Consider the following 22,473-nt stretch of genomic DNA (forward strand, 5'->3'; position numbering starts at 1 on the left):
CTCGCGGCGGACGTCCCATGACGAGGAGAGCCGTGCCCGAGCTGCCCGAGGTCGAGGTCGTACGCCGCGGACTTCAGCGGTGGGTACGGGGCCGTACCGTCGCCGCCGTCGAGGTCCTGCACCCCCGGGCGGTCCGCCGGCACACCGCCGGAGCCGTCGACTTCGCCACGCGCCTGAAGGGACAGCGCGTCGGCGAGGCCCGGCGCCGCGGCAAGTACCTGTGGCTCCCGGTCACCGACGGCCTGTCCGTCCTCGCCCACCTGGGCATGAGCGGGCAGCTCCTGGTCCAGCCGCAGGACGCCCCCGACGAGAAGCACCTGCGGGTCCGCTTCACCTTCGCCGACGAGGCCGGCACCGAACTGCGCTTCGTCGACCAGCGCACCTTCGGCGGGCTGTCGCTGCACGACGCTGTGCCCGGCGACCTCGAAGGGCTCCCCGACGTCATCGCACACATCGCCCGCGACCCGCTCGACCCGGCCTTCGACGACGCCGCCTTCCACGACGCGCTGCGTCGCCGCCGCACCACCGTCAAGCGCGCCCTGCTGGACCAGTCGCTGATCAGCGGCGTCGGCAACATCTACGCCGACGAGGCGCTGTGGCGCTCCCGGCTGCACTACGACCGCCCGACCGCCACCCTGACCCGCCCCCGCACCGCCGAACTCCTCGGCCACATCCGCGACGTGATGACCGCCGCGCTCGCCGTCGGCGGCACCAGCTTCGACAGCCTCTACGTCAACGTCAACGGCGAGTCGGGCTACTTCGAGCGGTCCCTGGACGCGTACGGGCGCGAGGACGAGCCGTGCCGGCGGTGCGGTACGGCCATGCGCCGCCGCCCCTGGATGAACCGTTCCAGCTACTTCTGCCCGCGCTGCCAGCGGCCGCCGCGACCGTGATCCTGGCCGGCCGGCTTCCGCGCGCGCCGCGTCGTAGCGCTCCTGGGGCGCCAGGTCCCGGACCCGCCGGACACCTCGGTCGCCGCGTCGCGGAACAGGCCGCGGTCTTCGCCGCCGGCCGCGCCACCGTCGGCGCCTGACCGGGCTCTCGGAGCCGGGCGCTCGCAGGTGCGGCGCGCGCCCGCCCCGCGCGCCCTGTCCCGGGCCTGGCGTCCGTACGCGGGGACACGTACACGCCGACCCACCCGCATACGCGTGCTTTCGTACGGATGGAGATGCGACCCTGTAGCCAGGGGGCCATACCTTCGGAGGTTGGGATCCGATGGCGACGAGTATGCATCTGGTCTGGAGCTCGGCGGCGCCCGGCAGCGTCGTGTACGAGACACACGCGATCGAGGTGGTCGAAGAGGGCGGCGTACACGGCGAGGTCGTCAGCGAGCGGCACGAGGTCACGGTCCGCAGCCGCGCCCACGCGGAGGAGATCGCCGCCGAGCACGACTACGAGCTCTACCGCGACGGCGAGGAGTGGGACAGCCTCCCGGAGGAGAACGGGGAAGGCTGAGCCGGTGGTGGCGCGGTCCGGTTCAGAACCCGAAGTCCTGCGTCCACCAGGGGCCGCCCGGGCCGAAGTGCGCTCCGACCCCCAGGGTCTTGTACTCGCAGTTGAGGATGTTGGCGCGGTGCCCGGGGCTGTGCATCCAGGTCTCCATCACGGCTCGGGCGTCGGCCTGGCCACGGGCTATGTTCTCGCCGCCGAGGTTGTCCATGCCCGCTTCCTCGGCCCGGTCCCAGGGGCTGCGGCCGTCCGGGTCGGTGTGGTCGAAGAAGCCGCGGCGCGCCATGTCGTCGCTGAAGTCCCGGGCCAGCCCGCCCAGTTCGCGATCGGCGGTCACCGGTGAGCAGCCCGCCTTCGAGCGTTCCTGGTTGACCAGGGTCACCACCTGCGCCTCGGCGTCCGAGGGCGCGGTGTCCGCGGGTGCGGCGGAGGCGGCCGGCGTGCTCTTCGGGGGCGCGGGGGTGGTGGTCGTACGGTCCGGCCGCTGCGTACGGTCCCGGTCGGGGCCGGCGTCGGAGCCGGTGCCGGTGTCGCCTGCGGGCGTGGACGGCTGCCGGGGGACCGGCGTGGCCGAAGGGGCCGCGGACGACGTGGGGCGCGACCGGTCCGGAATGCCCGGCCGGGTCTCGCCGCGGCTGGCCTGGCCGGTGCCGCGGTCCGTGGGCGTCACGGAGGCCGCGTCCCGCGCCGGCGTGCGGGGCAGGGAGTCGGCGCGTACCCGCTCGCCGGAGCCGCCGCTGCCGCCCCAGTCGTACTGGCCGCCGCCGGGCAGCAGGCCCGAGGCGACGGCGACCGCGCCCATCGCCACGGCGGCCGAAGCGCCGAGCAGTCCGGTGCGGACCGGTGCGTTGCGGCGTTCGCGCGCGGGGCGGTGGCCGCGGTGGCGGCCGGAGTGCGCGGGAGGTGCGGGGGCCGGGTTTCCGGCCTGGTCCGTGGCTCCGGCGGCTGCGGGCGATGCGGGAGCGGAGCGTCGATGGCGGCCCATCCACTGCCTTCCTTCTGTCCACACGAGCGTCAACGTGCCTCACTCGTAAGGGTGAGTCTCGTTGCCGGGCGACTGTACGCCATGACGTGTGGGGCCGATGTGCCCGACGAGCAATTGGCCGGTTAGCGTGCAGACATGAATGAAGATGTCCGCCTGACCGCCTGGGTGCGCGGCCGGGTCCAAGGGGTCGGCTTCCGGTGGTTCACGCGGGCCAACGCCCTGCGGATCGGCGGCCTCGTGGGTTTCGCCCTCAATCTGGAGGACGGCCGTGTCCAGGTCGTCGCCGAGGGGCCCCGCGACCGGTGCGAGGAGCTGCTGGAGTGGCTGCGTACCGGCGACACGCCCGGACGGGTCGAGGGTGTGGGTGAGATCTGGGACACTCCGCGCGGCGGTTACGACGGGTTCGCGATCCGCTGACCCGTGCGGTGGGCGGCATCCGGGAACCGGACGGCGGGCCGGTTCCGCGTGTCCTCGTCAGATGCACAGTGCAGTCATGACCTGGTGGTTGCCAACTCGGCCGACCCGTGGAAGGCTGCCGCTGTAGGGATGATCTCCACGCCCCCGAGGCGCTTTTCTGGGGAGCCGGTCCGGCGTTGCCGCGGCCTTGGGCTCCTGGGCGCCCTAAGGATACGGGGCGTGATCGTGTTGACCCTCAAACCTTTTGGTGAGACTCTGGAAGCCCCGCGCACCTTAGCTGTTTGGCATTGAGTTCGCAGGACAATGGCAAGCACCGCGGGTGCGAATCCCTCACGACCCACACCGCTTCGGTCGGTCACTCAGTGTGGAGGACCATCCATCATGGCAAAGGCGCTTCTCGGTTACGTCGGCGGCTCCGACCCCCGAGTCCTCTCCGAGATGCGACGGCTTCAGCAGCGCGTCCAGGACCTCGAATCCGAACTCATCCGGATGCAGGCCGAAAACGACATGCTGTCCGCTGCCGCACGTCACGACGACTCGATGCTTGAGGGCATCGACGTACCCCAGGCGGAGCCCGCGCTCACCTGACCCCATCCCCCGGGGCCGACGGGCTGTATCGCCAGCCGCTTGAGGCACCGCTAGCAAGATCTTCAAGGGACGCTTCGGCGTCCCTTCGTCGTTTCCGTCGCTTTTCTCTTCGGTCCCCGGGTGTCCCTCACCGTCTGATGTGCCCTGCACCTTCAGCCACGAAACCGAAATCGTCCGGCCGCCAGGGGAGCGGACGACGGGGACACGGCCGTCCCGCCCGCACCCGGCCGGGCCTCTCGTGCCGGGGCGGTCCCCGGCGGGGGCCGGGCGGTAGAGTCCAACGGCGTGCATCTCAAGAGCCTGACACTGCGAGGATTCAAATCCTTCGCCTCCGCCACGACACTGCGCTTCGAACCCGGCATCACCTGTGTCGTGGGCCCCAACGGGTCGGGCAAGTCCAACGTCGTCGACGCCCTGTCCTGGGTCATGGGCGAGCAGGGCGCCAAGTCGCTGCGCGGCGGCAAGATGGAGGACGTGATCTTCGCCGGGACGACCGGCCGGCCGCCACTGGGCCGGGCCGAGGTCTCGCTGACCATCGACAACACCGACGGCGCGCTGCCCATCGAGTACGCCGAGGTCACCATCACGCGGACGATGTTCCGCAACGGCGGCAGCGAGTACCAGCTCAACGGTGACACCTGCCGCCTCCTGGACATCCAGGAACTGCTGTCGGACTCCGGCATCGGCCGGGAGATGCACGTCATCGTCGGGCAGGGCCAGCTCGACTCCGTCCTGCACGCCGACCCCATGGGGCGCCGCGCCTTCATCGAGGAGGCCGCCGGCGTCCTCAAGCACCGCAAGCGCAAGGAGAAGGCGCTGCGGAAGCTGGAGGCGATGAAGGCGAACCTGGCGCGCGTCCAGGACCTCACCGACGAGCTGCGGCGGCAGCTCAAGCCGCTGGGCCGGCAGGCCGCCGTCGCCCGCCGGGCCGCCGTCATCCAGGCCGACCTGCGCGACGCCCGGCTGCGGCTGCTCGCCGACGACCTCGTGGCGCTGCGCGCGGCGCTGCGTGCGGAGATCGCCGACGAGGCGGCGCTCAAGCAGCGCAAGGAGACCGCCGAGCAGCGCCTGAAGGAGGCGACCCGGCGCGAGGCAGCCCTGGAGGAAGAGGTACGGACGCTGACGCCACGCCTCCAGCGGGTCCAGCAGACGTACTACGAGCTGTCACAGCTCGCCGAGCGGGTGCGCGGCACGATTTCGCTGGCCGACGCGCGCGTCAAGAGCGCGACGGCCGCCCCGCCGGAGGAGCGCCGCGGCCGCGACCCGGAGGACCTGGAACGGGAGGCGGCCCGGGTCCGTGAGCAGGAGGCCGAGCTGGAAGCCGCGCTGGAGGCGGCGAGCCGGGCGCTGGAGGACACCGCCGAACACCGCGCCGAACTGGAACGCCGGTTGGCGGACGAGGAGCGGCGGTTGCGGGACGCGGCGCGCGCCATGGCGGACCGGCGGGAGGGCCTGGCCCGGCTGCACGGGCAGGTCACCGCCGCGCGCGGCCGGGCGGCGTCGGCCCAGGCCGAGATCGGGCGGCTGGCCGTGGCCAGGGACGAGGCGCGGCAGCGCGCGGCCGACGCCCAGGAGCAGTACGAAACGCTCAAGGCCGAGGTGGACGGGCTGGACGCGGACGACGTCGACCTGGCGCGGCAGCACGAGACCGCGAAGCAGGATCTGGCCGACGCGGAGGCCGCGCTGAGCGCCGCGCGCGACGCGCTGACGGCCGCGGAACGGCAGCGCGCGGCGGTCTCCGCCCGCCACGAAGCGCTCGCCCTCGGGCTGCGCCGCAAGGACGGGACCGACGCACTGCTCGGCGCGGCCGACCGGCTGACCGGCCTCCTCGGCCCGGCCGCCGAAGTGCTGACCGTCGCCCCGGGCCACGAGGTGCCGGTGGCGGCGGCGCTCGGCGCGGCGGCGGACGCCGTGGCGGTGGCCGACCCGGCCACCGCCGCCGAAGCGATTCGCCTCTTGCGCAAGGAGGACGCGGGGCGTGCGGCGATGGTGCTGGGCGCGGGCCCGGAGCCGGCCCGCGCCGTGGACTCCGCGGGTTTGCCGCTCGCGGCCGAACTGGTCCAGGGCCCGGACGAGTTGATGCGCTCCGTGCGGTGGCTGCTGCGCGGCGTCGTGGTCGTCGGCACGTTGGAGGACGCCGAGGAACTGGTGGCGTCCCGGCCGGAGCTGACGGCGGTGACCGCCGAAGGCGACGTCCTCGGGGCGCACTTCGCGCAGGGCGGTTCGGCCGGCGCGCCGAGCCTGCTGGAGGTGCAGGCGTCCGTCGACCAGGCCGCGGCCGAAGCCGCCGAACTGGGCGAACGCTGCGAGCAGCTGACCGCCGCTCAAGAGGCCGCGCGCCAACGGCGGGACACCTGCGCACGCCTGGCCGAGGAGGCGGGGGAGCGGCGGCGCGCCGCCGACCGCGAGAAGTCCCGTGTCGCGGGGGACCTGGGCCGCCTCGGTGGCCAGGCACGCGGCGCCGCCGACGAGGCGGAGCGCTCGGCAGCCGCCGCCGCGAAGGCCGAGGAAGCACTCGAACGGGCGACCGAGGAGGCCGAGGAGCTGGCCGCGCGGCTGGCGGTGGCAGAGGAGGAGCCGGGCGACGAGGAGCCCGACACCTCCGTACGGGACCGGCTGGCCGCGGACGGCGCCAACGCGCGCCAGACGGAGATGGAGGCCCGCCTCCAGGTCCGTACGCACGAGGAGCGGGTCAAGGGGCTCGCGGGCCGGGCCGACGGTCTGGACCGCGCGGCGCGGGCCGAACGCGAGGCGCGGGCCCGCGCCGAGCAGCGCCGCGCCCGGGCCCGTCACGAGGCGGCGGTGGCGTCCGCGGTGGCCTCCGGGGCGCGGCAGCTGCTGGCGCACGTCGAGGTCTCGGTCGTCCGGGCCGAGGAGGAGCGGCTCGCTGCCGAGCTGGCCAAGCAGGAGCGCGAGCAGGCGCTGGTGGCCGAGCGCAACGCGAGCCGGGAGCTGAAGGGCGAGCTGGACAAGCTGACGGACTCGGTGCACCGCGGTGAGGTGCTGGGCGCCGAGAAGCGGCTGCGTATCGAGCAGCTGGAGGCCAAGGCCCTGGAGGAGCTGGGCGTCGAGCCCGCGGCCCTGGTGGCCGAGTACGGCCCCGACCAGCCCGTACCGCCGTCCCCCGCCGCGCAGGGCGAGGAGCTGCCGCAGGACCCGGAGCACCCGCGCAACCGGCCGGTGGCCTACGTACGGGCCGAGCAGGAGAAGCGGCTCAAGGCCGCCGAGCGGGCGTATCAGCAGCTCGGGAAGGTGAACCCGCTGGCGCTGGAGGAGTTCGCCGCGCTGGAGGAGCGGCACCAGTTCCTCAGCGAGCAGCTTGAAGACTTGAAGAAGACCCGGTCCGACCTGCTGCGGGTGGTCAAGGAGGTCGACGAGCGCGTGGAGCAGGTCTTCACCGAGGCGTTCCACGACACCGCCAGGGAGTTCGAGGGCGTCTTCGCGCGGCTGTTCCCCGGCGGTGAGGGGCGGCTGGTGCTGACCGACCCGGACAACATGCTCACCACGGGTCTGGACGTGGAGGCCCGCCCGCCGGGCAAGAAGGTCAAGCGGCTGTCGCTGCTGTCGGGCGGTGAGCGTTCGCTGACCGCGGTCGCCCTGCTGGTCTCGATCTTCAAGGCGCGCCCCAGCCCGTTCTACGTGATGGACGAGGTCGAGGCGGCGCTGGACGACACCAACCTGCAGCGGCTGATCGGGATCATGGAAGAGCTCCAGGAGAGCTCCCAGCTGATCGTGATCACGCACCAGAAGCGGACGATGGAGGTCGCGGACGCGCTGTACGGGGTGTCGATGCAGGGCGACGGCGTCTCGAAGGTCATCAGCCAGCGGCTTCACTGACTGCGAACGGGGTACCGGTGTGCCGTACACCCTTCCCGACGGCACCGGGCGAGGCGGTGGCGTGGTCCCGGCACACCACCGGCACGGTTCATAACTTGAACGCATTGCCCGCGAAGCTCCGCCGAAACAAATTCATCACGACCTATTGACTTCGAAACTTGAAGGCATAGGGTCTGCAACGTTGCTTTTACCTTCAAGTGGTGGGTACCCCCAACCTATGCGCCACTGGAAGGGCCAGCCCCCTACGCCCGGCAGCGCAGCCGGGCACTGGAGTACACGTTGACCAGCACCGCGCAGCCGACGATGCCGGAGGGCCGCAAGGCCCAGCCGGACCACCTCGGCCATGTCATCTTCATCACCGCGGCTGCCGCGATGGGCGGCTTCCTCTTCGGCTACGACAGTTCCGTGATCAACGGCGCCGTCGAGGCGATCCGCGGCCGCTACGAGGTGGGCTCCGCGGGGCTCGCCCAGGTGATCGCCATCGCGCTGATCGGCTGCGCCATCGGAGCCGCCACGGCCGGCCGGATCGCCGACCGCATCGGCCGCATCCGCGTCATGCAGATCGCCGCGGCGCTCTTCACGATCAGCGCGGTCGGCTCGGCACTGCCGTTCGCCCTGTGGGACCTGGCCATGTGGCGCGTCCTGGGCGGCATCGCGATCGGTATGGCCTCGGTCATCGGCCCGGCCTACATCGCCGAGGTCGCGCCGCCCGCGTACCGGGGGCGCCTGGGCTCCTTCCAGCAGGCCGCCATCGTCATCGGCATCGCGATCTCGCAGCTGGTGAACTGGGGCATCCTCAACCTCGCCGGCGGCGACCAGCGCGGCAAGCTGGCGGGCCTGGAGGCCTGGCAGTGGATGCTCGGCGTGATGGTCGTCCCGGCCGTGCTCTACGGCCTGCTCTCCTTCGCGATCCCCGAGTCGCCCCGCTTCCTGATCTCCGTCGGCAAGACCGACAAGGCCAAGGAGGTGCTGGCCGAGGTCGAGGGACAGGGTGTCGACCTGGACACGCGCGTCTCGGAGATCAAGGAGGCGATGCGCCGGGAGCACAAGTCCAGCTTCAAGGACCTGCTGGGCGGCAAGGCCGGCTTCCTGCCGATCGTGTGGATCGGCATCGGCCTGTCGGTCTTCCAGCAGCTCGTCGGCATCAACGTGGCGTTCTACTACTCCTCGACGCTGTGGCAGTCCGTCGGCATCGACCCGAGCAGCTCGTTCTTCTACAGCTTCACCACGTCGATCATCAACATCATCGGCACCGTGATCGCGATGGTCTTCGTGGACCGGATCGGCCGCCGGCCGCTGGCGCTGATCGGCTCCGCCGGTATGGCCGTCGCCCTCGCCCTGGAGGCGTGGGCCTTCGCCTCCAAGACCTCGGCCGGCACGCTGCCGACCGCCGAGGGCACGGTCGCCCTGGTCGCGGCCCACGGCTTCGTGCTCTTCTTCGCGCTGTCCTGGGGCGTCGTGGTCTGGGTCTTCCTCGGTGAGATGTTCCCGAACAAGATCCGTGCCGCTGCGCTCGGTGTCGCGGCGTGTGCGCAGTGGATCGCCAACTGGGCCATCACGGCCAGCTTCCCGAGCCTTTCCGACTGGAACCTTTCGGGTACCTACGTGATCTATATGATCTTCGCTCTGCTCTCGATCCCCTTCGTGCTGAAATTCGTGAAGGAGACCAAGGGCAAGGCGTTGGAGGAGATGGGCTAACACCCCCCCGCCAGCTCTTCTCCTCAGTTGTGGGCAGCTGCCCCGGCCCGTCGGACGGACCGGGGCAGCTCCTGCATTCCGGGCCGGAAGTCGGGGCAGTTCCTTTCCTCGCGAATGGTTTTCCGTTGAAGCAAAGGAGCGGGCCGGGGGTTCGGGCCTCCCGGAGATGCGGAGCGGGCCGACGCCTCACGCCTCCTTGAGGTGCGGAACGACCCGCTCCGCGAACAGATGTACGGAACGCCAGCCTTCGTCCACCGGCATCCCGCCGCACAGCGGATGCAGGATCAGCGACCCCGCGGGCCCCGCCTCCCCGGCCAGCCGCACACACTCCTCGGGCGTCACGATCCGGTAGACCCCCTCCCGGCGCAGCGCCCCGACGTCGTCGGCGGCGGACCGTACGGCCGACTCCACACCGGGGGACTGCCACGACGCGTACGTACGCGCCTCATGCAGCAGATGCCCGCCGTACTCGGCCCAGGCCCGGTCCGGATCCTCTGACACATGCAGCAGACAGGTACGGGCAGCGGGCTGGAGCACCCATCCCTCGGTCCCGTACTCGGCGCGCCGCGCGTGGTAGTACGCCTCCAGCCCGGGCAGATGCGCGCTGGGGAACAGCGGCAGCCCCAGCCGAGCGGCCCGGCGCGCGGCGGCCCGGGAACTCCCGCCGACCAGCAGCAGCGGATGGGGCTGCGTGTACGGGCGCGGGGTGATCCGCACCGTACGGCCCCGGTAGCGGAACGGTTCGCCCTTCCAGGCGGCGAGCAGCGTCTCCAGCGCCTCGTCCTGGAGCTTGCCGCGCCAGTGCCAGTCCCGGCCGTGGGCCGCGTACTCCTCGGGCCGGTAGCCGATGCCCGCCACCGTGACCAGCCGGCCGCCGCTCAGCAGATCCAGTACGGCGATCTCCTCGGCCAGCCGCAGCGGGTCGTGCAGCGGAGTGATCAGCGCGGAGACGGTGACCGTGATCCGCCGGGTGGCGCCCAGCACGGCGCCGGCGAAGGCCAGCGGCGCGGGCATCCAGCCGTTGTCCGTGGCGTGGTGCTCCTCGGTCTGGACCGTGGTCAGGCCCCTGTCGTCGGCGAAGGCCGCCATCTCGACGGCCGCCCGGTAGCGCGCGCTGAGCGGGGCGGGGGCGGGGGAGGGGTCGGCGAGGTTGAAGCGCAGGACCGTTACGGGCATGGCGAACGTCCCCTTCACCGAGGCGGTGGGCCCGGTTGGCGAAGGGGACGCTAGCTGACGTCACATCAGGTGAGAAGGGTGCGGGAGTCGAATCAGCCGACCGGCGCCGGCTTCTCGGCGGGGGCGGCGGCACCCGCGGGCACCGTCTCCTTCGGCTTCGGCAGCACCGCGAAGACCACCGCGGCGATCAGGATCGTGGCCGCCCAGCCCAGGCCGTGCCGGCCCGGCCAGGTCTCGGCCAGCGGGCCGGTGAACCAGGTGACCTTGGTCAGGCACAGCCCCACCACCAGCGCCGCGGCCCAGGCCGTCAGCGCCTGCCAGCAGAAGCCGCCCGCGTACCAGTAGCGGCTGGTGCGTCCGGTGTTCATCAGGCTGTCGCCGTCGTAGCGGACCGCCATGTTCCGGCGGCGCGCCATGTCGACGGCGTACACACCGATCCAGGCGGAGAAGGACACCGCCAGCAGGGTCAGGAAGGTGATGAACTGGCCGATGAAGTCCTTGGCCACCAACATCATGAACGCGCCGCCGACCAGGCTGATGATCGCGTTGATGCTCACCGCCAGGGCACGCGGCAGCTTGACGCCCATGGTCTGCGCCGTGAAGCCGGCCGAGTACATCGACAGGCTGTTGATCAGCAGCATCCCGACCAGCGCGGTGATCAGGTACGGCACCGCCAGCCAGGTCGGCAGCACCGAGCCGAGGAACGACATCGGGTCGGTGTTCTGGTTGGCCAGGTCCGGCTTGGAGACGGCCATGATGCCGCCCATCAGCACCATCGGTACGAGCACCAGGGCCGCGCCGGAGATGGTGGTACCGACGATCTTCTTGCCGGAGGCGGAGTGCGGCAGGTAGCGCGCGAAGTCCGGACCGGTGGGCACCCAGCTGATGCCGCCCGCCGCGATGGTGCCGATACCGGCGATCATCAGCGCGGTGCTGCCCGCCGACTGGGAGAAGATCTTCCCCCACGGCATCTCGGCGACCAGGTACACCAGCACCATGACGCTGAAAACGCTGAACAGGTACGTCGAGTACTTGTTGCAGACGTTGAGGGCTTTCCGGCCCATGCCGCTGACCAGGAACGTCGTCGCGACGAAGAGCAGCAGCGTGATGACGGTGAGGACGTTGTTGGCCTCGATGCCGAACAGCAGCTTCAGCACGGTGAGCACCGCGTACGCGCCGCTGACCGCGTTGATCGTCTCCCAGCCGAACCGGGCCACCCACAGGATCGCGCCGGGGAAGTAGTTGCCCCGCACGCCGAAGGCGGCGCGGGAGAGCATCGCGCCGGGCGCGCCGCCCCACTTGCCGGAGACCGACAGCACGCCGACCATGCCGAAGGAGACGACGGAGGCGATGGCGGCCACGATCAGGACCTGCCAGAAGTTCAGGCCGTTGGTGATCACCAGGGAGGCACCCATGGTGAGCAGCAGCACGCTGATGTTGGCGGCGACCCAGGTCGGGAAGAGTTCGCGGACGCGGCCGTGGCGTTCGTGGTCGGGGACGGGCTCGATGCCTCGTTGCTCGACGGCGCCTTCGGTTTCAGGAGCGGACATGGTGTCCGTGGACGTGGTGCCCATGGTGCAGGTGTCTCCGTGCGGGTTCAGGCAGCGGCTGTGATGCCTGGCGAAGGGGAGGGGGTTGCCAGGACTCTACGCGCGTTGCGCAGCCGAGAGCTATCGTACTTTGATCCAACTTCGGTTCATGCGCCTTGTTGTGTCCAACGACGACCGGTGAGGGCCTTCGAACTCGTCCGAGCCTCCCGCCCGGTCGGTTGAGGTGCAGGTCAGACGGGGCGCCGGAGGAGCGGCGCGGCGGTGTTCGGCGCCCGGCCGACGCGGGGAAATCCGGAGGCGCGGTCGGTGTGGAGGCGTATGCAGGGTGCCGTCGGGTGGCGCCGGGCGGCCTTCCTGCGCCGGTGACCCCGTGCTCCGGGCCGTGATGCGCGATGTCCGGACTTTTCCCCCGGCGGATCGTGAGCGGGACCCGCACCGGGTGAACCCGGACAGGCGAGGTCCAGGTTCGGCGTGTGCGGTCCCGCACGGCGGGGCGTGACCGATACTGGGTGAGTTATGGAAATCGTCATCCTTGCTGTAGTCATCGCTGTGGTCGCGCTCGGCGCGATCAGCGGGCTCGTCGTCAGCAGCCGCAGGAAGAAGCAGCAGCTGCCGCCGGCCCCGCCGACCACCCCGTCCGTCACCGCGCCCCCTGCGGAGCCGCAGGTCGGTGAGGACGCCGAGACCCCCCGCGACGAAACCCGTCGCACCATAGAAGAAGTCGACCTGCCGCCGGCCGAGGCCGCGCCGGCCGAAGCCCCCGCCGAAGAGCCGGTGGCCGAGGCGCCGCCCGCCCCCGCCGCCCCCGAGGTCGAGGTCCCCGAGCCGACCGCCGGCCGGCTCGTGCGGCTGCGCGCCCGCCTCTCCCGCTCCCAGAACTCGCTGGGCAAGGGCCTGCTCACGCTGCTCTCCCGCGAGCACCTCGACGAGGACACCTGGGAGGAGATCGAGGACACGCTGCTCACCGCCGACGTGGGCGTCGCGCCCACGCAGGAGCTGGTGGAGCGGCTGCGCGAGCGCGTGAAGGTGCTCGGCACCCGCACCCCCGAAGAGCTGCGCGGCCTGCTGCGCGAGGAACTGCTCAAGCTGATCGGTACGGACCAGGAGCGCGCGGTCGCCACCGACAACGCCGTGGGCAAGGACGGCCAGGAGATCCCCGGCGTCGTCATGGTCGTCGGCGTCAACGGCACCGGCAAGACCACCACCACCGGCAAGCTGGCCCGCGTCCTGGTCGCCGACGGCAAGTCGGTCGTCCTGGGCGCCGCCGACACCTTCCGCGCCGCCGCCGCCGACCAGCTCCAGACCTGGGGCGAGCGGGTCGGTGCCCGTACGGTCCGCGGTCCGGAGGGCGGTGACCCGGCCTCGATCGCCTTCGACGCGGTGAAGGAAGGTATCGCCGAGAGCGCCGACGTGGTCCTCATCGACACCGCGGGCCGGCTGCACACCAAGACCGGCCTGATGGACGAGCTCGGCAAGGTCAAGCGCGTCGTGGAGAAGCACGGCCCGGTCGGCGAGGTCCTCCTCGTCCTGGACGCCACCACCGGCCAGAACGGCCTGGTGCAGGCCCGCGTCTTCGCGGAGGTCGTGGACATCACCGGCGTCGTGCTGACCAAGCTGGACGGCACGGCCAAGGGCGGCATCATCGTCGCGGTCCAGCGCGAGCTGGGCGTACCGGTCAAGCTCGTCGGCCTCGGCGAGGGCGCGGACGACCTGGCGCCGTTCGAGCCGGAGGCCTTCGTGGACGCCCTGATCGGCGACTAGGACACGGACATGGCCTTACGGGCACGGACGGTGCGAAGAGCCCCGCAGCGGATGGACACGCTGCGGGGCTTTTTGGTGGGTGGGGCGGTGAGGGGCTGATGAGAGGGGTGAGGGGTGATCGACGGGGCGCTGGGTGCGGTGGGTGCGGCGGAGTTCCGTGCGCGTCCTCGGTTACGTGTCTCGGCACGTCTCCCGGTTACGCGTCCCGGGTTACGTCTCCGGTTACGCGTCCCGGTCTTGCGTTCCGGTCATGGGCTCCCGGTCACGCCGCCGACCGGTGGCACACGTACGCGAGTGTGCCCAGCAGCAGCCGGGCCTGCGGGGGCTGCCCGGCCGTGTCCAGGGTGGGCGGCCGCAGCCACCGCATCGGGCCGAGCCCGCCGAGGTCGCAGGGCGGGGCCGTGACGTGGTCGCCGGGGCCGCGGGAACGCAGGTCGAGGGCGGCGTCGTCCCAGCCCATCCGGTAGAGCAGGCCGGGCAGCCCGGCGGCGGCGCCGGGCGCCACGAAGAACAGGGCGCGGCCCGTCGGCGTGGCGGCCACCGGACCGAGCGGCAGGCCCATCCGTTCCAGCCGTACGAGCGCGCTGCGCCCCGCCGCCTCCGGCACGTCGAGGACGTCGAAGGTGCGGCCCACCGGGAGCAGGACGGCCGCGCCGGGCGTCCTGGCCCACGTGTCGGCGGCGTCCTCCAGCGTCGCGCCGGCCGTCAGCCCGTCCGCGAAGGCCAGCGGATGGGCGCCGGGGGAGGCGCAGTCGTCCGCGCCGCACGAGCAGACCGTGCGTCCGTTCCCGCCGCGGGCCGCGCGGGCGCCGGGCACCACGTCCCAGCCCCACAGTCCCGTGTACTCCGCCACCGCCGTGATCTCGGTCGAGCGGGCGCGACGCCGTGAAACGGACCGGATGTCGCGGATGCCGCCGATCGTGAAGCCCATGCCTCCTCCAACGGGTGGTGTGTGCCAGTGGTTACGTGCCGGAACGCGCTTGTGACACTGCGTCAGGAGGAGTCGGTGTCCGTGGTGCGTCGTGGTGCGGGGGGTGGTGCGTCGCGTGGCGCGCGCCCATGCGCACTCCTTTCCGTCCGTCTCCTCTCGACCTGTGTCAAGTCAATCGCGAGGACCGGTCGGGGAGTTCATTCAAAGGGGTGGCGAATGGTGGCGTTTAGCGGATCGCTCTCCCCGCGGGCGTGATCGTAGGATTACTTTCGGTGCACTACCTGAGGTGAAGCGCCACGGGCCTGGGTATGCCGGAGGCAACGCACCGGCGGGTGAACCCTCCCGAATCGGGTTGGCCGGATTCCGCGGCCGGGTAGGTCCACCCCGTACCGGTCGTCGCAACAGACGGCATCCTGTGGGAGGTTCACGGGGGCGGCCGCGACGCACAGCGGCAGGATGGCGGTGCGGAGCGGTGCGGCGGCCCGGTGCGCGAAAAGCACGGCGGCGCGGTGCCGGCGCGAAATGGCGACGAGAACAGCGGACGCGAAGAGAAGCGGCGGCAGGACGAGCGGTACGGAACATGCAGGCCCGACCGGACGAGCGGGACCGGGAGCGCGAGGGGCAGGACACGCGGCACCAGAAGTGCAGGAAGCAGCAGAACGCGAAGTACCGGACCCGAAGCACCGGCGGGCAGGGACGAACTGGCGCAACCCGCAGGACCGGGAGTGCACCCCGCAGGACCGGAAGTTCCGTGCAGCGAGCGGTCCCGCAGGGCGAGCGGTCCCTCAGGGCCGGCAGATGAAGCAGTACCGCAATACCGCAGGGAAAAACAACAGCATCACGACACGGGCGCCGCGGCAGCAGCAGGCCGCAGCGACCACAGCGCGGCCGGGCACCGAGCGGGGCGGCACATCACGTACCGCACCGGACAGGAACGGCGGCCGCGGCAGATACCACGCCGGCGCAGTGAGGCGCCGGGGCGGTCCGGACCGTATGTAGCGGACGTATGGAAAAGAAACTCGGAAGCGGCGAAGAGCGGCGATGCGAAGCGATGGCGCGGCGCGGTGAAGCAAGGCAGCAATCGGAATGGGGGCGTTCCAGTGGGCGGCAGTGGCGGCACCGGCGCCGACAAGCGCCCCAACGAACCGTTGGGCTCATGGTTCGTGCGCAGCGGCTGGTCGAAAGGCGAGCTGGCACGACAGGTCAACCGGCGCGCACGCCAGATGGGCGCGCACCACATCAGCACCGACACCTCGCGAGTACGGCGCTGGCTCGACGGCGAGCAGCCGCGCGAGCCCATCCCGCGCATCCTCTCCGAGCTGTTCTCGGAGCGGTTCGGGTGTGTGGTCGGCATCGAGGACCTCGGCCTGCGTTCCGCGCACCAGTCCCCGTCCGTGTCCGGCGTCGACCTGCCCTGGGCCGGTCCCCAGACCGTCTCGCTGATCAGTGAGTTCTCCCGCAGCGACCTGATGCTGGCGCGCCGTGGCTTCCTCGGCACCTCCCTGGCGCTGGCCGCCGGGCCCGCTCTCATCGAGCCGATGCAGCGCTGGCTGGTGCCGGTCTCACCGGGCCAGGCGACCGCCGCCCAACAGGCGTCCCAGGAACGTGCGCGGCGCTCCAACCGGCTGTCCGCGCCCGAGCTGGACCTGCTGGAGTCGACGACCGTGATGTTCCGCCAGTGGGACGCCCAGTGCGGTGGCGGACTGCGCCGCAAGGCGGTGGTCGGCCAGCTCCACGAGGTCACCGACCTGCTGCAGGAACCGCAGAGCGAAGAGGTCGCCAAGCGGCTGTTCAAGGTCGCCGCGGAACTCGCCGAGCTGGCCGGGTGGATGAGCTACGACATCGGCCTGCAGCCCACCGCGCAGAAGTACTTCGTGCTCGCCCTGCACGCCTCCAAGGAGGCCGGCGACCGCCCGCTGGGCTCGTACATCCTCTCCAGCATGAGCCGCCAGATGATCCACCTGGACCGCCCGGACGACGCGCTGGAACTCATCCACCTCGCGCAGTACGGCAGCCGCGAATCGGCTACGGCCCGTACGCAGGCGATGTTGTATGCGATGGAGGCGCGGGCGTACGCCAGCATGGGCCAGCCGAGCAAGGTCAAGCGCGCCGTGCGGATGGCCGAGGACACCTTCAGCGACGTGTCGGCCGGCGACCCCGAGCCGGACTGGATCCGCTTCTTCTCGGAGGCCGAGCTGAACGCGGAGAACGCCCACTCCTACCGCGACCTCGCCTACGTGGCCGGGCGCAGCCCGACGTACGCCTCCCTCGCCAACCCCGTGATGCAGCGGGCGGTCGAACTCTTCTCGCAGGACGCGGAGCACCAGCGTTCGTACGCGCTGAACCTGATCGGGATGGCGACGGTGCACCTGCTCCAGAAGGAGCCGGAGCAGTGCGCCGTACTGGCGCACCAGGCCATACCGCTGGCGAAGAAGGTCCGCTCGGAGCGGGTCAACACCCGGCTGCGCAAGACCGTGGACACCGCGGCGCGTACCTTCGAGGGCGTCGCCGACGTGATCCAGCTCAGCGACGAACTGGCCCAGCAACTGCCGGAGACCGGCGCGGAGGCCGTCTGACCCACTTCCTGACAGCGCTTCCGACGGCACTGCCCGATTGGCAGGTCCCCATAGGCCCCGGCCGCGGCCCGTCACCCCGTACAGCTCGACTCGGCTCCCCCACGCCAGGTCATACGGGTGACAGCCGCGGTCGGCTTTGTGTGCGGGGCCCGCGGGGGAGCCTGGCGGGGGTGGTGCGGGTGTGGCGTCCGGGAGTGGTGGGGGCGCCGTGGGCACGGTGTGGGCGTGGTCGTTTCGGTGGGTTGCGGCAGGTACCGGGCGTGGCGGGCTGATCCCGGAGTTCATAGGGGCGTAACACTGACGAGGGCTTCGTCACCGTGGGGAAACACCGACGGGTCATGGCCGAAACGGTACTGCGACAACCTCGTGGCGAAAGTCGGCCCACCCGGAACCACGCCCGCACGGGCCGCATCGACGACAGGAGACGCCGATGCCCCCAGGCATCATGACGCTCGCGGCAGACGAGGCCACATTGAGCCCGGCCAATACCGGTTTCATGCTGATCTGCACCGCTCTGGTGATGCTCATGACCCCCGCACTCGCCTTCTTCTACGGCGGCATGGTCCGGGTCAAGAGCGTGCTGAACATGCTGATGATGAGCTTCATCAGCCTGGGGATCGTCACCGTCCTGTGGGTGCTGTACGGCTTCGGGATCGCCTTCGGCCAGGACAGCGGCGGCTTCCTCGGCCGGCCCGGCGACTTCGCCGGCCTCAGCGGCATCGGCCTGACCGAACTGTGGGGCACCACCTCCATCCCGGTCTACGTCTTCGCGGCCTTCCAGCTGATGTTCGCGGTGATCACACCCGCGCTGATCAGTGGCGCCCTCGCGGACCGGGTGAAGTTCACCGCGTGGGCCCTGTTCATCGCCCTGTGGGCCACCGTCGTCTACTTCCCCGTCGCGCACTGGGTGTGGGCCGAGGGCGGCTGGCTCTTCGACCTGGGGGTCATCGACTTCGCCGGCGGTACGGCCGTGCACATCAACGCGGGCGCCGCGGCCCTCGGCGTGATCTTCGTCGTCGGCAAGCGCATCGGCTTCAAGAAGGACCCGATGCGGCCGCACAGCCTGCCGCTGGTGATGCTCGGCGCCGGGCTGCTGTGGTTCGGCTGGTTCGGCTTCAACGCGGGCTCCTGGCTGAACAACGACGACGGGGTGGGCGCCGTCGCCTTCGTCAACACCCAGGTCGCCACGGCCGCCGCGATGCTCGGCTGGCTCGCGTACGAGAAGATCCGGCACGGCTCCTTCACCACCCTGGGCGCGGCCTCCGGCGCGGTGGCCGGCCTGGTCGCGATCACCCCGGCGTGCGGCGCGGTCAGCCCGCTGGGCGCGATCGCGGTGGGCGTCATCGCCGGCGTGCTGTGTGCGATGGCGGTCGGGCTGAAGTACCGGTTCGGGTACGACGACTCCCTCGACGTGGTCGGTGTCCACCTCGTCGGCGGCATCGCCGGATCCCTGCTGGTGGGCCTGTTCGCCACCGGCGGCGTCCAGAGCGACGCCAAGGGCCTCTTCTACGGCGGCGGCCTGGAACAGCTCGGCAAGCAGGCCGTCGGTGTCGTGTGTGTGCTCCTGTACTCCCTGGTCGTCTCCTTCCTCCTTGCCAAGGTCATCGACGTGCTGATGGGCTTCCGGGTCTCCGAGGACGAAGAGGTCGCGGGCGTCGACCAGGCCGCGCACGCGGAGACGGCGTACGACTTCGGCGGTGCGGGCGGGGGCGTGGTGGCACGGACCGGGGCGGGCGCGGGGGCGGCCTCGGCCGCCGTACCGGCTCGTGGCGACGGTCCGTCGCCGGAAAAGGGCCAGGGGAAGGGCCGAGGAGAGGGCCGAGGGAAGGGCCAGGGCGCGGCCCCGGCTTCCGGCAGTGAGAAGAAGGTGGACGCGTGAAGCTCATCACGGCAGTGATCAAGCCGTACCGGCTCGACGAGGTGAAGGAGGCCCTCCAGTCGTTCGGCGTACACGGCCTGACCGTCACCGAGGCCAGCGGATACGGCAGGCAGCGCGGGCACACGGAGGTGTACCGGGGCGCGGAGTACACCGTCGACCTGGTGCCGAAGGTCCGCATCGAGGTGCTCGTGGACGACGCGGACGCCGCGGAGCTGATCGACATCGTGGTGAAGGCGGCCCGCACCGGCAAGATCGGCGACGGCAAGGTCTGGAGCCTCCCGGTCGAGGAGGCGGTGCGCGTCCGCACGGGTGAGCGGGGACCGGACGCGTTGTAGGCGCGGGGTGGGGCCGGGGCGCGGCGGCGTTCGGCCGGCCGGCGGTACGGCGTCGTCCGGGCCGAGGGCGCAGCGCCGTCCGGTCCGGCGGGTCCTGCTTGTACGGATGCGGATGTGGAGGCCCGGAGCGGTACCCGGGGCCGGAGGCTTTCGTCTCCCGGTCCGGTTTCTGCTCCAGGCACGGCTTCTGTTCCCGGTCCAGCTTCTGCTCCAGGTTCGGCTTCTGCTTCCGGTCCCGCTCCAGCTCCCGCTCCAGGTACGGAGCGGGCTCCTGAACGGGACCGGAGTGAGAGCCCGAGTGAGGGCCGGAGCGGTACGGCGGCGACGGTGTGGAGCCACCACTTCCGCAGGTGACGCAGCCCGACCCGCCGCAGGCGACGGAGCGCGAGGGCGGGGCCTCGCCAGGACCGGTACCTGGGGGCCGACATGACCAAGGAGCACCTGAGGTGACCGAGAGCGTGCGGAAGACGGCGGAGGACGGCGACCAGGAGGCGGCCGGGGCGAACGCTGCCGCGAGCCGGGCGGCGGATGTGACCGGTGCCGCCCGTACGGGAGCCGCGGACACCCTCGCCACTCCCGACACTCCGGTCACTCCGGAGGAGCCACCTCCGACCTCCGCGGCCGAAGATCGCTACGCCGCGGACCGGCTGCGGCTCCTGCAAGACACGGGCCAGGACGGACCCGCGCGCCGGGCCGGCCTCGCCCGTCTCACCGACGCCTGGCTGGCCGATCTGTTCGAGCGTGCCACCGGTGGAGTCGGCTCCGGCTCCGGCGTCGCGCTTGTCGCCGTCGGCGGTTACGGCCGCGGCGAACTCTCCCCCCGCAGTGACCTGGACCTGCTCCTGCTCCACAACGGCAAAGCCGGCGCCCGTACGGTCGCCGAGCTCGCCGATCAGCTCTGGTACCCGGTCTGGGATCTGGGCCTCGCCCTGGACCACTCGGTGCGGACACCCGCCGAGGCACGCAAAGCCGCTCGCGAGGACCTCAAGGTCCAGCTCGGTCTTCTGGACGCGCGCCATCTGGCCGGCGACCCGGGACTGACGGGCGCCCTGCGCGGCACCGCGCTCGCCGACTGGCGCGAACAGGCCCCCAAGCGCCTGCCCGAGCTGCACGAGACCTGCCGTGAACGCGCTGCGCGGCAGGGCGAGTTGCAGTATCTCCTGGAGCCGGACCTGAAGGAGGCCAGGGGCGGGCTGCGGGACGCCACCGCACTGCGGGCGGTCGCCGCCTCCTGGCTGGCCGACGCACCGCGCGAGGGGCTGGACGCAGCCCGTACCCGCCTGCTGGACGTACGCGACGCACTCCACCTGACGACCGGCCGCACCACCGACCGGCTCTCCCTCCAGGAGCAGGACCAGGTGGCCGAGGCACTCGGCGTGCTGGACGCGGACGTACTGCTGCGGCAGGTCTACGAAGACGCGCGCACCATCTCGTACGCGAGCGACGTCACCTGGCGCGAAGTCGGGCGGGTGTTGCGATCCCGGTCCGTACGGCCCGTACTGCGGGGGCTGCTGAGGGGCCGTACGGCCGGAGGCGGACCGGGGCGGGGAGAACGGTCTCCGCTCGCCGAGGGCGTGGTCGAGCTGGACGGTGAAGCCGTCCTGGCCCGGACGGCCCGGCCGGATCGCGACCCGGTGCTTCCGCTGCGCGCCGCTGCTGCCGCCGCCCAGGCCGGACTGCCGCTGTCCCCGCACGCCGTACGCCGGCTGCGCGCGACCGCCGCCACCCGGCCCCTGCCCACCCCGTGGCCGGCCGAGGCGCGTGAACAACTGGTCACGCTGCTGGGCGCGGGCGCGCAGACCGTACCCGTATGGGAGGCGCTGGAAGCGGAAGGGATCACCACCTGGCTGCTGCCCGACTGGGAGCGGGTGCGCTGCCGTCCGCAGCGCAACGCCGTGCACCGCTGGACCGTCGACCGGCACCTGATCGAGACGGCCGTCCGCGCCTCGGCGCTCACCCGGCGCGTGCACCGCCCCGACCTGCTGCTCATCGCGGCCCTGCTGCACGACATCGGCAAGGGCTGGCCCGGCGACCACTCCGTCTCCGGCGAGACCATCGCCCGGGACATGGCGGCCCGGATCGGGTTCGACGCCCGGGACGTGACGGTGATCGCCACACTCGTACGGCACCACCTGCTGCTCATCGACACGGCCACCCGCCGGGACCTCGATGATCCGGCGACGGTCGACGCGGTCGCGGACACGGTGGGCGACACCGGGACGCTGGAACTGCTGCACGCCCTCACCGAGGCCGACGCGCTGGCGACCGGCCCCGCGGCCTGGAGTGCCTGGCGTGGTTCGCTCGTCGCCGACCTGGTGAAACGCGTCACGGCGCGGCTGGCGGGGGAGACCGCACCGGAAGGACGTCCGGCGGACGAGCCGACTGCCGAGCAGGAGCGCCTGGCCGTCGAGGCGTGGCGTACGGGCGGTCCGGTGCTCGCCCTGCACACCCGGGCGGAGGGCCACGGCGAAACGGCCCCCGCCTCCGGCCCCACCGGCGCGGGGCCGGATGTGGATACGCGTAAGGGCACGGAGGCGGGTACGGGCTCGGGCGCCGAGCCGGAGCCGGAACCGGTGGGCGTCGAGCTGCTGATGGCCGTACCGGAACAGCCCGGCGTGCTGCCCGCCGCGGCAGGCGTCCTCGCCATGCACCGCCTGACCGTCCGCGCCGCCGACCTGCGCAGTATCGACCCCGCTGGCGAGGGGCCGGTGCTGCTGCTGAGCTGGCGGGTGGCCGCCGAGTACGGCTCCCTCCCGCAGACCGTACGGCTCCGGGCTGACCTCGTGCGGGCCCTGGACGGTTCGCTGGACGTGCCGGCGAGGCTTGCGGAGCGCGAGCAGGCGTACGCGCGCCGCTCGCGAGGGGTGCAGGCCCCGCCGCCCCGGGTGACGGTCGTCTCCGGGATTTCGCAGCTGGCGACCGTCATCGAGGTACGCGCCCAGGACGCCCAAGGGCTGCTGCACCGGATCGGCCGCGCGCTGGAGTCCGCGCGGGTCACCGTACGCAGCGCCCACGTCAGCACGCTGGGATCGAACGCGGTGGATGCGTTCTACGTCACGGACGAAAAGGGCGGACCCCTGCCGGACGCGGCGGCCGCCGAGGTGGCACGGACAGTGGAGAGCGCCTTGAAACAGCCACGCCCACATGCGGGCCCACGCCGACCGGCGAGCTGATGGGGTCCTTGCCCTCGAAACAGATCCCGACCGCGGCGTGGCTCCTTGGCGAGGAGCCGGCTGAGCAGGCTCGGGGGCCGGGGCGGGGGCGGGTGCGGGTGCGGAGCCCGGCGCCGGG

Annotated in this window: 15 protein-coding genes; 11 read left to right on the top strand and 4 right to left on the bottom strand. The window is 71.9% G+C overall.

What is annotated here, in order from left to right:
- Positions 1-32: 32 nt before the first annotated feature.
- Both mutM and ACZ4Z1_RS33480 read left to right on the top strand, forming a co-directional pair.
- Positions 33-893 (top strand): bifunctional DNA-formamidopyrimidine glycosylase/DNA-(apurinic or apyrimidinic site) lyase, encoded by an 861-nt coding sequence (gene mutM, locus ACZ4Z1_RS33475; RefSeq protein WP_468490493.1) that lies wholly within the window; start codon positions 33-35, stop codon positions 891-893.
- Positions 894-1,215: 322 nt separating this feature from the next.
- Entirely contained in the window at positions 1,216-1,455 is a 240-nt protein-coding gene (locus ACZ4Z1_RS33480; protein WP_468490420.1) for a hypothetical protein, read from the top strand.
- Positions 1,456-1,477: 22 nt separating this feature from the next.
- Here ACZ4Z1_RS33480 and ACZ4Z1_RS33485 read toward each other — a convergent pair whose 3' ends face one another.
- Positions 1,478-2,434, bottom strand: a complete 957-nt coding sequence (locus ACZ4Z1_RS33485; RefSeq protein WP_468490421.1) for a CAP domain-containing protein — start codon at positions 2,432-2,434, stop codon at positions 1,478-1,480.
- A 135-nt stretch (positions 2,435-2,569) separates the two neighbouring features.
- Between ACZ4Z1_RS33485 and ACZ4Z1_RS33490 the strand changes: the two genes are divergently transcribed.
- From ACZ4Z1_RS33490 to ACZ4Z1_RS33505, 4 genes are all read left to right on the top strand, one after another.
- The gene (locus ACZ4Z1_RS33490; RefSeq protein ID WP_468490422.1) at positions 2,570-2,851 is read left to right on the top strand and encodes an acylphosphatase; all 282 of its coding nucleotides are present in this window, start codon (positions 2,570-2,572) and stop codon (positions 2,849-2,851) included.
- Between the two features lie 381 nt (positions 2,852-3,232).
- Positions 3,233-3,439, top strand: a complete 207-nt coding sequence (locus ACZ4Z1_RS33495; protein WP_361145746.1) for a hypothetical protein — start codon at positions 3,233-3,235, stop codon at positions 3,437-3,439.
- A 285-nt stretch (positions 3,440-3,724) separates the two neighbouring features.
- A complete protein-coding gene (gene smc / locus ACZ4Z1_RS33500) occupies positions 3,725-7,276 on the top strand; it encodes a chromosome segregation protein SMC (RefSeq protein WP_468490423.1) in 3,552 nt (1,183 codons plus the stop codon).
- Positions 7,277-7,555: 279 nt separating this feature from the next.
- A complete protein-coding gene (locus ACZ4Z1_RS33505; protein ID WP_468490424.1) occupies positions 7,556-8,974 on the top strand; it encodes a sugar porter family MFS transporter in 1,419 nt (472 codons plus the stop codon).
- Positions 8,975-9,160: 186 nt separating this feature from the next.
- On the opposite strand, the gene ACZ4Z1_RS33510 is transcribed toward ACZ4Z1_RS33505, so the two are convergent.
- Together ACZ4Z1_RS33510 and ACZ4Z1_RS33515 are read right to left on the bottom strand one after the other, a co-directional pair.
- Positions 9,161-10,150 carry an LLM class flavin-dependent oxidoreductase gene (locus ACZ4Z1_RS33510; protein WP_468490425.1) on the bottom strand — a complete coding sequence of 330 codons (990 nt, stop codon included), beginning with the start codon at positions 10,148-10,150 and terminating at the stop codon, positions 9,161-9,163.
- A 92-nt stretch (positions 10,151-10,242) separates the two neighbouring features.
- Positions 10,243-11,724 (bottom strand): purine-cytosine permease family protein, encoded by a 1,482-nt coding sequence (locus ACZ4Z1_RS33515; protein WP_468490426.1) that lies wholly within the window; start codon positions 11,722-11,724, stop codon positions 10,243-10,245.
- 492 nt (positions 11,725-12,216) lie between these two features.
- On the opposite strand from ACZ4Z1_RS33515, the gene ftsY reads away from it, so the two are divergent.
- Positions 12,217-13,461 carry a signal recognition particle-docking protein FtsY gene (gene ftsY, locus ACZ4Z1_RS33520; RefSeq protein WP_468490427.1) on the top strand — a complete coding sequence of 415 codons (1,245 nt, stop codon included), beginning with the start codon at positions 12,217-12,219 and terminating at the stop codon, positions 13,459-13,461.
- Positions 13,462-13,723: 262 nt separating this feature from the next.
- Here ftsY and ACZ4Z1_RS33525 read toward each other — a convergent pair whose 3' ends face one another.
- Complete coding sequence (locus tag ACZ4Z1_RS33525; protein WP_468490428.1) at positions 13,724-14,392, bottom strand: bifunctional DNA primase/polymerase; 669 nt, start codon at positions 14,390-14,392, stop codon at positions 13,724-13,726.
- A gap of 1,100 nt (positions 14,393-15,492) precedes the next feature.
- Between ACZ4Z1_RS33525 and nsdA the strand changes: the two genes are divergently transcribed.
- The 4 genes from nsdA (at position 15,493) to ACZ4Z1_RS33545 (ending at position 22,355) form a co-directional block, all read left to right on the top strand.
- Positions 15,493-16,968: a transcriptional repressor NsdA gene (gene nsdA, locus ACZ4Z1_RS33530; protein ID WP_468490429.1), complete on the top strand. Its 1,476-nt coding sequence runs from the start codon at positions 15,493-15,495 to the stop codon at positions 16,966-16,968.
- 430 nt (positions 16,969-17,398) lie between these two features.
- Entirely contained in the window at positions 17,399-18,847 is a 1,449-nt protein-coding gene (locus ACZ4Z1_RS33535; RefSeq protein ID WP_468490430.1) for an ammonium transporter, read from the top strand.
- Positions 18,844-19,182 (top strand): P-II family nitrogen regulator, encoded by a 339-nt coding sequence (locus ACZ4Z1_RS33540; RefSeq protein WP_365844729.1) that lies wholly within the window; start codon positions 18,844-18,846, stop codon positions 19,180-19,182. Before ACZ4Z1_RS33535 ends, ACZ4Z1_RS33540 begins: the two co-directional genes overlap by 4 nt.
- A gap of 647 nt (positions 19,183-19,829) precedes the next feature.
- On the top strand, positions 19,830-22,355 hold the full coding sequence (locus ACZ4Z1_RS33545; RefSeq protein WP_468490494.1) for a [protein-PII] uridylyltransferase: 2,526 nt from the start codon (positions 19,830-19,832) through the stop codon (positions 22,353-22,355).
- Positions 22,356-22,473 lie beyond the last annotated feature (118 nt).

Source organism: Streptomyces sp. NPDC030165 (genome assembly GCF_055573595.1).

Bases quoted from the DNA above. Each gene is read 5' to 3' on its own strand.
- ACZ4Z1_RS33510 (WP_468490425.1), bottom strand. From the start codon at position 10,150: ATGCCCGTAACGGTCCTGCGCTTCAACCTCGCCGACCCCTCCCCCGCC.
- ACZ4Z1_RS33480 (WP_468490420.1), top strand. From the start codon at position 1,216: ATGGCGACGAGTATGCATCTGGTCTGGAGCTCGGCGGCGCCCGGCAGC.
- ACZ4Z1_RS33515 (WP_468490426.1), bottom strand. From the start codon at position 11,724: ATGGGCACCACGTCCACGGACACCATGTCCGCTCCTGAAACCGAAGGC.
- ACZ4Z1_RS33535 (WP_468490430.1), top strand. From the start codon at position 17,399: ATGCCCCCAGGCATCATGACGCTCGCGGCAGACGAGGCCACATTGAGC.
- ACZ4Z1_RS33525 (WP_468490428.1), bottom strand. From the start codon at position 14,392: ATGGGCTTCACGATCGGCGGCATCCGCGACATCCGGTCCGTTTCACGG.
- ACZ4Z1_RS33495 (WP_361145746.1), top strand. From the start codon at position 3,233: ATGGCAAAGGCGCTTCTCGGTTACGTCGGCGGCTCCGACCCCCGAGTC.
- ACZ4Z1_RS33490 (WP_468490422.1), top strand. From the start codon at position 2,570: ATGAATGAAGATGTCCGCCTGACCGCCTGGGTGCGCGGCCGGGTCCAA.
- ftsY (WP_468490427.1), top strand. From the start codon at position 12,217: ATGGAAATCGTCATCCTTGCTGTAGTCATCGCTGTGGTCGCGCTCGGC.
- ACZ4Z1_RS33485 (WP_468490421.1), bottom strand. From the start codon at position 2,434: ATGGGCCGCCATCGACGCTCCGCTCCCGCATCGCCCGCAGCCGCCGGA.